At 41.4% G+C, this 13,338-nt stretch carries 11 protein-coding genes; 5 read left to right on the forward strand and 6 right to left on the reverse strand.

Annotated features, from left to right (window positions below; translation table 11 throughout):
• Nucleotides 1-510: 510 nt before the first annotated feature.
• The 5 genes from ACL6C3_RS00755 to ACL6C3_RS00775 form a co-directional block, all read right to left on the reverse strand.
• The gene (locus ACL6C3_RS00755; RefSeq protein ID WP_413164406.1) at nt 511-897 is read right to left on the reverse strand and encodes an endonuclease domain-containing protein; all 387 of its coding nucleotides are present in this window, start codon (nt 895-897) and stop codon (nt 511-513) included.
• Nucleotides 898-1,178: 281 nt separating this feature from the next.
• Nucleotides 1,179-1,799 carry a Uma2 family endonuclease gene (locus tag ACL6C3_RS00760; RefSeq protein WP_413164407.1) on the reverse strand — a complete coding sequence of 207 codons (621 nt, stop codon included), beginning with the start codon at nt 1,797-1,799 and terminating at the stop codon, nt 1,179-1,181.
• A 138-nt stretch (nt 1,800-1,937) separates the two neighbouring features.
• Nucleotides 1,938-4,403, reverse strand: coding sequence for a glycosyltransferase (locus ACL6C3_RS00765; protein ID WP_413164409.1), 2,466 nt, complete (start codon nt 4,401-4,403; stop codon nt 1,938-1,940).
• Complete coding sequence (locus ACL6C3_RS00770; RefSeq protein WP_413164410.1) at nt 4,400-5,467, reverse strand: TIGR01627 domain-containing protein; 1,068 nt, start codon at nt 5,465-5,467, stop codon at nt 4,400-4,402. The genes ACL6C3_RS00765 and ACL6C3_RS00770 overlap by 4 nt, the downstream gene beginning before the upstream one ends.
• Nucleotides 5,468-5,513: 46 nt before the next feature.
• Entirely contained in the window at nt 5,514-5,918 is a 405-nt protein-coding gene (locus tag ACL6C3_RS00775; RefSeq protein ID WP_413164411.1) for a tetratricopeptide repeat protein, read from the reverse strand.
• Nucleotides 5,919-6,267: 349 nt separating this feature from the next.
• On the opposite strand from ACL6C3_RS00775, the gene ACL6C3_RS00780 reads away from it, so the two are divergent.
• Nucleotides 6,268-6,570, forward strand: a complete 303-nt coding sequence (locus ACL6C3_RS00780; protein WP_040484625.1) for a YkvA family protein — start codon at nt 6,268-6,270, stop codon at nt 6,568-6,570.
• Between the two features lie 408 nt (nt 6,571-6,978).
• Nucleotides 6,979-8,460, forward strand: a complete 1,482-nt coding sequence (locus ACL6C3_RS00785; RefSeq protein WP_413164413.1) for a carotenoid oxygenase family protein — start codon at nt 6,979-6,981, stop codon at nt 8,458-8,460.
• 132 nt (nt 8,461-8,592) lie between these two features.
• On the opposite strand, the gene ACL6C3_RS00790 is transcribed toward ACL6C3_RS00785, so the two are convergent.
• Entirely contained in the window at nt 8,593-9,963 is a 1,371-nt protein-coding gene (locus tag ACL6C3_RS00790) for a cobyrinate a,c-diamide synthase (protein ID WP_413164415.1), read from the reverse strand.
• A 432-nt stretch (nt 9,964-10,395) separates the two neighbouring features.
• Between ACL6C3_RS00790 and ACL6C3_RS00795 the strand changes: the two genes are divergently transcribed.
• The 3 genes from ACL6C3_RS00795 (at nt 10,396) to ACL6C3_RS00805 (ending at nt 13,125) form a co-directional block, all read left to right on the forward strand.
• Nucleotides 10,396-11,211 (forward strand): cobyrinic acid a,c-diamide synthase, encoded by an 816-nt coding sequence (locus tag ACL6C3_RS00795; RefSeq protein WP_413164417.1) that lies wholly within the window; start codon nt 10,396-10,398, stop codon nt 11,209-11,211.
• Nucleotides 11,212-11,340: 129 nt separating this feature from the next.
• Nucleotides 11,341-12,495 (forward strand): glutamate--cysteine ligase, encoded by a 1,155-nt coding sequence (gshA, locus tag ACL6C3_RS00800; protein WP_413164418.1) that lies wholly within the window; start codon nt 11,341-11,343, stop codon nt 12,493-12,495.
• Nucleotides 12,496-12,660: 165 nt separating this feature from the next.
• The gene (locus tag ACL6C3_RS00805; RefSeq protein ID WP_413164420.1) at nt 12,661-13,125 is read left to right on the forward strand and encodes a tRNA (cytidine(34)-2'-O)-methyltransferase; all 465 of its coding nucleotides are present in this window, start codon (nt 12,661-12,663) and stop codon (nt 13,123-13,125) included.
• Nucleotides 13,126-13,338 lie beyond the last annotated feature (213 nt).

Consider the following 13,338-nt stretch of genomic DNA (forward strand, 5'->3'; position numbering starts at 1 on the left):
TCTTTGGGAGAGGGGCTGGGGGAGAGGGCGAGAGAGATTTAGATTGCCCCCCTCGCCCCCCAATTCTGGGGGGAATCAGATATTTGACAGTTTCCTATGTTCCTTCAAGTCCGATTGTGCTGTATTTCTACTCCCCTCTCTCATCTTTGGGAGAGGGGCTGGGGGAGAGGGCGAGAGAGATTTAGATTGCCCCCCTCGCCCCCCAATTCTGGGGGGAATCAGATATTTGACAGTTTCCTATGTTCCTTCAAGTCCGATTGTGCTGTATTTCTACTCCCCTCTCTCATCTTTGGGAGAGGGGCTGGGGGAGAGGGCGAGAGAGATTTAGATTGCCCCCCTCGCCCCCCAATTCTGGGGGGGAACAAGACTCTTTTCAAGTCTTCAAAGTATCCACAACATTTGTGCTGTTATACTCCCCTCTCTCATGTTTGGGAGAGGGGCTAGGGGTGAGGGCGACTACTCCCCTCTCTCAATTTTGGGAGAGGGGCTGGGGGAGAGGGCGATAGGAATTTAGGGAGGCGGGGGGAAATCTGCTTGTGCTATTTGGAGAATACGAGTAGGAACAGTTTGCAGGTCGCTGAGAACTTCTTCGTTGGTAAACCTCAACACTCGATAACCAAACGATTGAAGATGCTGTGTTCGAGCCTCGTCATAGGCTGTCTGCTGAGTATGAATGTCTCCATCAACCTCAATGACTAATTTGCAGGATGGACAATAAAAGTCAACAATAAACTGTCCTACAGGATGCTGACGGCGAAACTTGAGTCCTGCCAGTTGACGACCCCGCAAGGCGCTCCATAATTGCGCTTCAGCAGGAGTTAGATTTTGCCGCAAATAACGAGCAGCCTGCTCAGTTTGCGGATTAGTTCCACGAATTCTAGGAGAATCTTTTGACATTAGTGTTGCCCTCTAAATTCCCTGACCCCGCCACCTAAATCCCCCGCCCCCTAAATCCCCCGGCTCCCGTGACCCCCGCCCCCGTGACCCCCAATTCTGGGGGTAATGGGGGTATTCTGGGGGACTTTGAAAGATGGGGGTATTTCTGGGGGACTTTGAAATTTCCCCCCAAAGTTGGGGGGATAAAGGGGGGCTAATTTAAGCTAATTTATATATATATCATAGTCGAAAAGGAGAGAGGTTTGGGGTGATTCAAGGGATTTAGGTGGATGATCTTAATACTATAACTCCCGAATTGGACTCGATGCAAACACTTGATCGCAGGTTAATTCTAACTCGGGAAAAGTGGAAGAAACAATGCGATCGCTTCCGGTAAAAGACTGGACTTGATATTCACCCTCAACCAACTGATAAACAAAAATTTTCGGCCGTTTAGGATTTCCTAAAAGGGTGCGAGAACCAATCGCCAAATAATCAACAATCCAATATTCAGGAATTCCCAAGCGTTGATATTCATCCCGTTTATCAATATAATCATCCTCCCAATTGGTAGAAACCACTTCTACAGCAAGTTGAATGGGTTCTGTTAAGGCGCCATAGGTTCGGACGTTGCTATTCCAAATTTCCGCTTTCACCATACCAACATCAGGATTTCTTCCCCGTTCTTCTCCCTCTTGAGTTATGGTTTTAATGATGATATCTTTATCAACGATATAGTCTAAATTCAGGCGATCGCTTTCTCGATCAAAACAACGAACTAGAAACCGAGCCACATTTTTATGAGCGCGAGTGGGTTCGGCTTTTACGAGTTCTCCGTTTACCAGTTCATACTGTCCGAAACCATCGGGATACTGTTCTAAAAATTCGAGAAAGGTCAGCTTGTTAGTCGCGGTTAATGTCATGGCTTTTAAAGAAAAAAGCAGTTTTCATAAGCTGTCTATAGCAGTTTTCAATCGAATGAGATACGGACGATCCCCCTAAATCCCCCTTCACAAGGGGGACTTGAAATTTTAAGGTGTACCTCACCAGCTTGAGAAACGCTATACTTCAACGGTTGGAATATTTTCGGCTTGAGATTGTTTAATCGCGTCTTGATTCTCATGTTCTAGGACAATTCGACCCTGTAAATGAGGGATTAAAGCCGACCATTGAATCTCGCTCAATTGTCCGATTAATACAATATTCGGTTCGTCAGCAACCTCTAATTCTTCCTCCATAATCAGGTTCATTACAATGCTAGAAAGACCTAAATCCGCTTCTTCGTCGGAAATATTGCTATTATCTATCAACAATGTCATTCGACTGCTATCAGGATGAGTGATTACAGATTTGATAACTTCTGCTAAATCTGAACCGAGAGATTCTTCATCTTGAGTCCAATCTGGAAAAGCGATAAAGTTGTTGGTTTGTAGTCGATATTTTTTAAATAACTCTACTGTTAATTTTTGTTTGACTAAGGCTTCGTTACCGTCTCGAATTTTGAGTAATTCATCAAACTTTTCTTCTATCAAATCAATAGAACGATCAATATCAAATTGTTTGGCTTGCTGTTGACCAGCGATAGTGATTTGTTCCCATCGTTGAGGATTATTAACCAAATTCATCAGCGTTTCAGCCAAAGCCTGAGCATTCCCCGCAGAGAATTGTAAGCCGCTCACACCTGGCTCAATTACTTCTCCTGAACCACCTGTTCCGCTTGTAATTAGGGTTAATCCGGCGGCCATCGCTTCCACTTGCGAGCGACCAAAGGGTTCTTCCCAGACAGAGGGAAAGACTAAAACATTATGAGTTGCAAATAAATCAATCAATTGAGTCCGAGATAAATATCCACAAAAATCAACTTGATTCTCTATTTCTTGTTGTTGTGCATATAATTTTAGACTTTGAAAAAAATCCGAGTTAGGAGCATCTCCGGCAATAGAACAGTGAAAATCAATATTGTTTTGATGTAGAATAGCTAAGGCTTCCAGCAAAACTTGAGGGCCTTTATAGGGTAGCACTAAACTAGCAAAAACAATCCGTAATTTATCAAAACTCGGCAAGCAACACATCTGAAATTGGCGAAGAAATACACCAGGATAAACAACGCCAATATCGTTCAAAGGATAACCTTTGCTCAAGACTTTTTGTTGACCATACTTGCTATTAGCACCCACCCAATACAAAGGAGTATCTGGTGTGTATTCTACTGCATACCCGGGCTTTTCAAATCCCAATAAATGAATAACAGGAATGGCTCGAGCGAAGAAAGGTTGAAATACTGTATTGCTCAGAAAGTCGATATTTCCGACCAAACAAAAATCCGGCTCAAAATAATTAATGGCTGCTTGAATAACTCGATCATTATGTTGTATTATTTCAGCGATTTTAGTTTGTTCCTCAAAAGGTTTAGGAGGTAATTGTTCATAAGTTCCACATAAGAGTAAATTTCGAGTAATATTATTTTCCTCGGATTTGATAACTCCTAAGTATGGTGCATCTGAAGTTAAGATATAAATATGATGTCCTCGTTTACGGAGAACATTACCAAAATCACAAATTCGACGACCATATCCTCCAAGTTCTTGGGGGGGATAGAGATTATTAATAATCAAAATTCGTTTGGGAGGAATTTTCGCTACGGGTTTTTCTCCCAAGCCTATTGAAACATCAACTTTCGTTTTATTACTTCTGAGATTAACACTGTATTGATAAGCTAGATTTGCCTTTTCTGCTTTCCCTTGCTGACGATAACATCTTTCTAGCAGCAGCCAAACCAATGTATTTAGGGGTTGAATGGTAACAAGATGTTCTAGAATATCTGTCGCTTCTTGGAATTGATTTAGCTCTACTAAAACTTTAGCCAATTGTTCGATTAAAAAACAATCACGCCTAGAGTGTCGTAAAGCTTGTTTAAATAAAGATTCTGCTTCTTGATAATCTTCAATTTTTACAGATAATAAACCCAACTGAGTTAGTGCAGTAACGTCCCCAGGATTATCTTTTAATACACGTTGAAAAGCGGAGACAGCTTTCAAAAAGTTTTGTTGGGAGAGTAACCAAGTTCCCCAATCTGTTTTATTCTTCCATTTATAGACAAGAGGATGATCGCAAACTTGGATAAATCCTCGCCTACCCAACTGAGCATCATAGGAATCACTATCTAGAGAATCACTAATCATCAATTCAGTCAGATTGATGCAAGTTAATATAAAATCTATACTGAGTGCATTTAATTCCCGTTCGGTTAATATTATTAAGTCCCAATTGAATAAGGGAAGTGTCGTTAAACTTGACTGAAATGTAACTCGACTTTGTAGCTGATTGAGAGTTGATTCATATTCAAAATTATTCTCATTTCCCGTTATTGCTGAAATCACATGAATATCAAGATTTGACCAATTTGTTGCTTGTTCAATAATTTGAGAATGAACCCTCGAACCGAATAAAACTTTAAGATTGCCACTTCTACGATGAAGTGTTTCAAGATATTCCTGCACCAAATTAGACTCTACATCTTGACTCATTTATAATTCCCCAATTCAGAACGAACAATTCGATAATGTCTCAATTTACCCACTTGAGTTATTAAGTTTTCGTTATGAAGAAAATATCCACTGTATAAACTTTCAATAACTCGATTACAGTCGTGAACAAAAACATCTGTTTCTCCCATGGTAGCAAGTTGAGATGCCATATATATACTTTTCATTCGTCCTGGAGAATGTTCGGCATATCCCCCAGGTGCATCTACAAAAATAATATCCCATTTGATTTTATCAATAAAATTGGGTAACTCCATAGACAAATTATCTATTCCCTGACTATACTGAACTAATAAGTTTAATCCTTGTTGAACGGTTGTATTATATTTAACTAAATAGGCTTCTATATTTGCTATTTCACGGGTTATTTCACCAAACCAGTCTTGATTATCTTCAAGAAATACAGTTTTTCCACCCGAGTTTATATTCAGCCAAAAATTACTATCTTTGCCTACCCCAAATACTAAAAAGTTACAGGGAGATTTACTGGAAAGTCTATCTGTTAGGTAACAGTATTCATCAACAGACATTTGACCCGGATTATTTTTAACAAGCTGAAAAATTTCAGATCTTGGACTATAAGAAGGTCGGGAAATAAGACTCTCCATCTGAAAACTCAAGTTAGAGTCTAATTTAAGAGTCGGTAAGTTAGCAGCTACCCGATTTATTATTTCTTCATTTTCATAATTAAGTATAATTCGATATTGAAGACAAGGTAATAAAGCCGACCACTGTCTTGCACTGTAGTTTTTAATCAAACTAATATGAGGTTCTTCTTCAACCTGTAAATTTTCTTCCATCAGTAATTGCATTACAATACTTGATAAAAATATATTGGCATCTTCCTCGGAAAAGTTGCCGATTTCTATGACCAAGTTGATCTCTGATAGATTTGAACATGTTAAAAGTTTTAAAAAGACTTCTTTTAAATCATTTATTATTAATTCTTCTGGCTGATTAAAATTGGGAAATATTATAATATTAAAAGCCTTCCAATCTAAGGAAAGCAGAGAAAAATTTGACCTGTTCTCGGTTTTTTCGCTCATCAGCTTGTGAAAGAGTAAATTTTAAAAGGTTCAATTCTTTGTCTATTTATTGCTGTAAATCGGAAGCCGATTTCAACTCCTCAAATAACGCCTTATAATCTTCTCTCTCTGGACTCAACTCAAGCAACTTCTCTAACGGTTCAATCGCACCTTTTGAATCATTCATTTTTAGCCGAACATTCAGCAAACCTTCCAAAGCCGTCAAATTATCCGGTTCTCGCTGCAATACAATTGTATAAGCTTTTTCCTCTGCTTTTAACTGCACTTCAATAGACTCAACCTCTGCGGTTTGGGGTTGATTTTGTTGTTGCAAAGCATTCTTAAACACGGGAGCAAGAGTGAATAAAGTTGAACCGCCAAACCCAATCGCGCCAATCAATGCAACTAACTTTTGTTTACGCTTGAGATTGCGTTGACGAGACTGCATATATTCTCGTTCTGCACTGGTCATATCTGCCTCTGGTGGGTTGCTACAACTGCCTACTTTCCTAAAGTACCCAACTTTTGATCAAAAGCGATCGCGCTGTCCGACAAGTTACGCCTTCAACCCAACCCACACCCTAAACTCTTACCGATAGTCTGCGATCGCATTATACTTATCTTACCGCCAAATCGACATCAATTAAATAAAAAGTATAAGTTCATCCAAAAAACGTTAGCCGCACCCTACACCGCCTTTCGGGTTAATTCCGAAAAGAAACCCGGTGTAAGTACCCGAATGTTGGGGGGGGAAAATCTACACTTCCAGATAAACAGAGGAACTGTAACTATATAAATATACGAAACAACGAGGTAGCCGGATGCAAAACGTAATTCAATCCTTCTATAACTGGTATCGTCACACCCTCCGCAATACCAAATACCGTTGGGTATTGATTCTGGGAACGTTACTTTACCTGCTGAGTCCGATTGATATTGCTCCTGATTTTATCCCTATTGTAGGATGGATTGATGATGGAATTGTTGCGACTTTGTTTGTAACAGAAATCTCTCAGTTATTGTTAGAACGTCTCAAGAGTAGTCAAAAAACAACCTCTACAGAAGTAGCTGAAGGCGAGGTTGTAGACGCTGAAAAAACGGTTGTTGATGTTACCGCAAGTTAGGTAATGTTCGGGGGATGGGTGAAGCCGCAGCGAGTTGACTGTCTGAGAGAATTTACATCCCCTTTTCAGTTTAAAGTTTTGTATTATTGTTGAATTTGTAACTGAATTTCTATAAAAACCCGGTTTCTTTGAGAAACCGGGTTTTTGAGGTATATTTGTATCTTGAAGAACAGTTGTAGGGTGGGTGACAACTGAGAATTAAATTGTTGAACATAAACATTTTTGATGTCACCCACCCTACTGTTCAAAATAAACATTTTTGATGTCACCCACCCGACTTGAATCGTATCTTTGATAACAGATTCAAGTTTAATTTAGATTGTTGTTAAAAGACAATAAACAATTGTCCCTATCTCTAGATTGTGGGTTTAAAATTTTAGCCACCTCTAGAGATATTATTTTTTAAATATGAAACGGTCGAACTTTTCCAGACGAGATTTTCTGAAAGCTGCTGCATTTGCTTCTTTTCTTTCGACTGTTGGGGGTCATTCTCTGTTAGCTTTATCTGCTCCCAGTCGCAAATTAATTTCAACATCCGAATGGTCAAGCGATAACATTTTCTTACAAGGAATTAACGCACCCGTTTTTCAGGAACTTGATGTTGATAGCTTAAAAATTACCGGGGAAATTCCGCCAGATTTGAACGGAATGTACATGAGAAATGGCCCCAATCCTTACTTAAAACCCGTCGCTTATCAATATCCCTTAGAAGGCGATGGAATGATTCATGCGGTTTATCTTAAAGAAGGAAAAGCCAGTTACCGAAATCGTTGGATTCTCACCAAAAGCTTACAGCAAGATATGGAGGGAAAAGAACGACAAAATATGCCGCTTGTGAATTATGCCAATACTAATATTGTATCCTATGGAGATACTTTATTGGCGTTGTATGAAGTCGGATTACCCTACAAAATTTCTGGCGAATTAGAAACGTTGGGAGAGTGGGATTTTGATGGCGAACTCGAAGAAGCAATGACTGCACATCCCAAGGTTGATCCGATAACGGGAGAGTTACATTTTTATCGTTATTCTCTGTTAGCTGCGCCTTATTTGGTGTATTACGTCGCCGATAAACAGGGAAAAATTATTCGGAAAACCCCCATTGAAATGGAATCTCCCGCCTTAATACATGATACGGCGATTACTGAAAATTACATTATTTTCTTTCATTGTCCTTTAGTTTTCAATGTATTTCAAGCGCTCGGCGGTGGACTTCCGTTTGAATGGAAGCCGGAATATGGTACAAAAATCGGGTTAATTCATCGCAAGAATGTTGATCAAAAACCGATTTGGATAGAAACAGAACCGTTGTGGATGTGGCATTTTATGAATGCTTACGAACAACAGGGAGAAGTTGTGGTTGATTTCGCCTATCATAATCAACTGAAATTAGAACCCTCTACCGTAAATTCTGGACAAGAGATTAAATCTCATTTACAACGATTGATTATTAATCCCGAACAAAAAACAGCCAAGCATGAACCTTTAGATGATCGAGTTGTTGATTTCCCGACGTTTGATTTTCGGAAAACCGGACAACCCTATCGCTTTGGATATACGCCTCATATCGATGTAGAATTAATGGTACAAAAGAACATTCCGAACTATTTTTCTGAACTGATTCAATATGATTTGGAACGGAAAGTTTCTCACGTTCACCGCTTTAAACCCGGACGTTATTGTGGTGAAGCGAGTTTTATTCCCAAACAAGGACAAGAGGGTGAAGATCAGGGATATGTGGTCACATTTGTCTTTGATGAAAACACAGGAACCAGCAGTTTAGTTATTCTTGACCCCGCCAATTTTGCAGGTGAACCCCTGGCTGAAATTCATCTTCCGGTTCGGGTTCCGAGTGGTTTTCATGGCAATTGGATTTCAACAGCAATATAATAGCAAAATAGATTGTTACGGTTCCTGAATTGTTGCAAATTAATTGTTGTACGAGGTATTTCTGGGGGGAATAAAAACCCGGTTTCGTAGAAGTTGCCGGGTTTTTAACCTCTATCTCAATCTACGGTTAGTTTACTGAAAAATAGAACATTGCTGTAAAAATCTCGTTGGAATTTCGGGATTGTTTCCCCAGTGTAGATGCAAATAAGACGCATGAAGATTCGCGAATGACCATCCTTCGGTGATGGTTTGATTGTCTTTATTTTGACGGTAACGCTTCATTTTATAAACCGGATTTGGGGATTCTGTTGTCAGGTCGGAGCGATGAAATTGATGTCCGAAAATAGTGGTTTCTTGGGGAAATAAAGGACTGTTTTGTAAGGTTGTTGCTTGATAATATCCCAATTTTAATCGTTTTCCCATGAACGCTTTTGTGGGAAGAACCCCCACCATTTGCCAAGATTTGTTCTCAAAATCGATTATTTCTTCACATAAGTACATCAATCCTCCGCATTCGGCGTAAGTTGGTATTCCTACGGAGATTTGATCTCGAATAGCTTTAATCACTGATAAATTTTCGGATAACTGTTTAGCAAACATTTCGGGAAAACCACCGCCAAAGTAAAATCCTTGTATGTTTTGGGGAATTTGGCTGTCGTTGAGAGGACTCCAAAAGATTAATTCTGCTCCGAGTTGTTGTAAAATATCCAGGTTATCTTGATAATAAAAACTGAAGGCTTGATCGCGAGCGATGGCAATTTTAACCGAATGCTGAACACAGGGGATGGTGAGAGTTGGTTGAATTTTAACTGGTTTTTCGGTTTGGAATAAGGGAAGGAGTTTTTCCCAGTTAAAACTGTTTTCGGCTAATTTAACGAGTTGTTCAATTAAGGTGTTAAGTTGGGGAAGTTCATCGGTGGGGACTAAGCCTAAATGTCTCTCGGGGAGGTGTATTTGATCTTGTCGTCGGATTATCCCAAGGATGGGAATATTTAAGGGTTCTAGTGCTTCTTGTAAGAGTTCTAGATGGCGATCGCTTGCAACTTTGTTTAAGATTAAACCCGCAAATTTTAAGTTATAATTTAGGGTGGTAAAGCCGTTCACAATTGCCGCCACTGAACCGGATAATCGACTGCAATCTATCACGAATAATAGGGGTAAATTGAGGATTTGAGCAATGTGAGCGGTTGAGGCGGTAGGGGTGTGATCAATCAGGGGTGAAACGCCGTCAAATAACCCCATTACTCCTTCGATGAGTGCATAATCGGCTTTTTGAATATGATCAGTAAAACACTGTTTGATATAGGCTTCTGAAGTGAGAATGGGATCGAGGTTGCGACAGGGTTTTTGAGTGACAAATTGATGAAACATCGGGTCGATATAATCGGGGCCAATTTTAAAAGATTGGATATTGAATTGTTTCTGTTGGAGGTAAGCCAAAAGCGAAAGGGTGACGGTTGTTTTACCCGATCCACTTCGATCAGCAGCAACGATCGCACTCATGTTCGATTTCTCCATGAAAATACTGAGACTTGATGTATATAATTTTACTACTAAAAGCTTGGTATAAAATTAACAAGTCAAGTCTGGTATAAACAACGAGAAAATCCCCTTGACTTTGGGGTGTAAATTTTGAGACAATAGTGTTAGAATTTCAAAAATTGATGGGCTGTAAAACAAATGAATTGGATAGAACTAAATATAAATAGAAGTTGAAGTTAGATTAGCAAGGCGAACTAGAAGGCGGAAAGTTGATGATTTGGGGGTAAATTTTCTCGAAATGATTGAAGCGATCAAAAACACATAAATTTGTGATTGATATCACACCGAGACTCAGCCAAGACTATCTAACCAGCAATTCAACACCAATCAAATTTGGTAACAGTTTCCCATTTTGACCCCAGAAAAAACCACAGAAAGCTTAAAGTGAGAGCCATGCTAAAGTACAAAAGAAAGAATTTCCTGGAACCCTTAAAAACCAATGCGCTGTTTGATCGGTTGCCGGCCGAGGTTCAGCAGTGGGCCGAAAGTTTACCCTGGACCGAACGGCGCTACGTTTTATCGTTGTGCTATATTCTTTGTGCCTCATCTCCCGAGAAACAAGCCGAGTTTTTAGACGAATATACTGCCGATGGGTTGGTATCAAAACTTTTAGAAGATGTTGATACTCTGCAACGAATTAAGCAGTATTTAAGCTGGTTTAAACTCGAGACCAATCTCAACGAATCTCTATTAAGAAATTACATCAGACAGTTTTATATTCACTCGGCTCAAGATGCTCGCTGTCAGCCGGAGGAATATCTAGAATCGGCTTTAAGATTGGCTTTAAACCCGGAAGATAAAGATAAAGTTTTTTATTATATCTTGGGATTTGAACTGTTGAAGTTGATGTTTAATATGAGTTGGCTACAGCACGAACGCTTATCCAGACTGCAACGAAATCCTGATGATTTCATCAGAAACTACATTAAACCGATTCAAAATACACACAAACTCAATGGGATCGTCGTTCCCAAAGATGAACGAATATTTTTCGCTCGGAGAGATTATTTCGTCAAAAAACCCAATATTTCCAACCGCAAACTCACCGAGTTAATTCTGGTCACTTTTACCACCGAGCAAGTGATTGGTTGTGGTTTTTCCGTCACCCGTCATATTCGCTCGGTAGAATTTGACTATGATTATGTATTTAATGCTTCTGAGGAATCAGAAAGTATCTTTCCTTGGGAATGTGAATCTATGATAGGATAAGGTAGGTCAACCCAGAGAAAACAGAGGCTTAAATCCGTCGGATCACCAATCAAGATCCCTCTACCTGGCTCGGAGTTCTGCGAAGCGCCCCAACCTCTGGCCCGGAAACGCACCCACTGAGGAAAGAACGTGCTATTGTCAAAAGGCTTTGAAGTAGAAATGTATACAGGCACTCCTCAAGGAGAAATAGTCGGCCTGAGCGATCGGATTGTCGCCGAATTAGAGGGATTCGTGCGAGAACCCGATAGCCGCAATGTCGAGTATACAACGGCGCCGCTGTGCAACTACGATCGCCTGTTGTGCGCTTTGGTCAAGCCTCGGCGCACCCTGCGATCGGCTTTAAACGAATGGGGAAACTATACCCTGATTCCGGGAAGTACCCTGTCTCTGGGAGAGAGCGACTGTTTTTATCGCTCCGATCCAAACAATCCCTACCACACCTATATTGAGCAAACCTACGGTACAACGGTCGTCACCGCCAGCATTCATATTAATATTGGCATCAGTGACCCCCAACAGTTGATGCAGGCCATTCGCCTCGTGCGGGTGGAGGCGCCGCTGTATCTAGCCTTGAGCGCTTCGTCTCCGTTTCTCGACGGTCAACCCACAGGCCACCATTCCACCCGTTGGTCCGTGTTTCCGCAGACGCCAAAACAGGTTCCGTTGTTTGAAAGTCACTCCCACTACATCGACTGGACAGAAGAACAACTGGCCCTCGGAACCATGTATAACGTGCGCCACCTGTGGTCATCGGTGCGGCCCAATGGCGATCGCCGTCCGTACAATCTGAATCGTTTAGAATTGAGAATTTGCGATCTGGTGGTCAATCCGGTGGCATTACTGGCGGTAACGGCGTTGTTAGAAGCGCGACTGTGGCAAATGCTCGAAGATCCGAGTCTCGATCCCCTCGAACAGAGCGATTTTCCCGCCAGCAGCCGGGGGAGTGACTTGGTAGCCCTCACCGCAGAAAACGAAGCCGCAGCCGCCCATCGGAGTTTGGAGGCGTCCCTGCGCCATTGGAAAACCGGGGAGCAGATCTCGGCTCACGATTGGATTATCCAACTTTATCAAGAAGTGTGGCCCGTCGCCAAACGGCGGGGCTTTAGCTGCTTTTTGTCTCCGGTCAAGAAAATTTTGCAGGAGGGAAACACCGCCCAACAGTGGTTGAGACAGCACGAACAGGGGTTGAGCAGCCGTCAGATCATCCAACAGGCGATCGCGGCGATGGAAAAACAGGAAAAAGAATTTGAGGATAAATTGTGTCAACCATCTTTGGTTGCTTAGAGCCAATCATCGTTTAAAATATCTTATCGTTAAATCAATTGTAGAAATATAAAAAAAAGCTATGAATTCTCGTCAAAATGACGAGATTCCGCTAGGGGAAATCCTTATTCCTCTATTTTCAACCTGGCCCCTGATACAGCGTAAAAAATTAGCGATCGAGAGTTCATGCCCCGTGTCGTTTTGATTCAACCTGAGATTCCCCCCAATACCGGGAATGTGGCTCGAACCTGTGCCGCCACCCGTACCGAATTGCATTTAGTTGGGCCGTTGGGATTTGAAATTGGCGATCGCGATCTAAAGCGAGCCGGTTTAGATTATTGGCCCTACGTTCCCTTGAAATACCATCGAGACCTAGAAGCCTTTAAACGGTATCACCGCCATTGGGGTGGACGCTGGATAGGGTTTAGTAAGCGAGGGGAAGAAAATTACGTCCAGTTTCAATATCAAGCCGATGACTGGCTGTTATTTGGACGGGAAACCACAGGCCTGTCCCCGGAACTGCTGGCCGCTTGTGATGCGACGACATCCATTCCGATGAGCGAACCGGGCGTCAGGAGTTTAAATCTGTCGGTCAGTGTGGGAATTGGTTTGTTAGAGGCTCGGCGACAACTGGGATTTTTGGATCAGTAGCTTTCCTGAATGGGAGTCAATTTTTCTGAATCAAAAATCAGTCCGGAACGATAAATTTTTTTTATAAATACCCGGATAGAGGAGGCCTCGATCGGTGATAGATTTTATTCATCGTTAGACGGAACTCTTGGCCAGGCTACAACCCTCAAAGCCCTGTTATTCAGCGGGTTTAACCCCGAAGTTGAGGGAATGGACTTGAGGGTGGAGTTAAGC

This window comes from Capilliphycus salinus ALCB114379, assembly GCF_047276495.1.
GTDB classification, from domain to species: Bacteria; Cyanobacteriota; Cyanobacteriia; order Cyanobacteriales; family Microcoleaceae; genus Capilliphycus; species Capilliphycus salinus.

What these genes read in the sequence shown, in the direction of transcription:
- ACL6C3_RS00780 (WP_040484625.1), top strand. Translation starts at nt 6,268, where the DNA reads ATGCAAAACGTAATTCAATCCTTCTATAACTGGTATCGTCACACCCTC.
- ACL6C3_RS00755 (WP_413164406.1), bottom strand. Translation starts at nt 897, where the DNA reads ATGTCAAAAGATTCTCCTAGAATTCGTGGAACTAATCCGCAAACTGAG.
- ACL6C3_RS00790 (WP_413164415.1), bottom strand. Translation starts at nt 9,963, where the DNA reads ATGAGTGCGATCGTTGCTGCTGATCGAAGTGGATCGGGTAAAACAACC.
- ACL6C3_RS00785 (WP_413164413.1), top strand. Translation starts at nt 6,979, where the DNA reads ATGAAACGGTCGAACTTTTCCAGACGAGATTTTCTGAAAGCTGCTGCA.
- ACL6C3_RS00760 (WP_413164407.1), bottom strand. Translation starts at nt 1,799, where the DNA reads ATGACATTAACCGCGACTAACAAGCTGACCTTTCTCGAATTTTTAGAA.
- ACL6C3_RS00770 (WP_413164410.1), bottom strand. Translation starts at nt 5,467, where the DNA reads ATGAGCGAAAAAACCGAGAACAGGTCAAATTTTTCTCTGCTTTCCTTA.
- ACL6C3_RS00765 (WP_413164409.1), bottom strand. Translation starts at nt 4,403, where the DNA reads ATGAGTCAAGATGTAGAGTCTAATTTGGTGCAGGAATATCTTGAAACA.
- ACL6C3_RS00775 (WP_413164411.1), bottom strand. Translation starts at nt 5,918, where the DNA reads ATGACCAGTGCAGAACGAGAATATATGCAGTCTCGTCAACGCAATCTC.
- ACL6C3_RS00805 (WP_413164420.1), top strand. Translation starts at nt 12,661, where the DNA reads ATGCCCCGTGTCGTTTTGATTCAACCTGAGATTCCCCCCAATACCGGG.
- ACL6C3_RS00795 (WP_413164417.1), top strand. Translation starts at nt 10,396, where the DNA reads ATGCTAAAGTACAAAAGAAAGAATTTCCTGGAACCCTTAAAAACCAAT.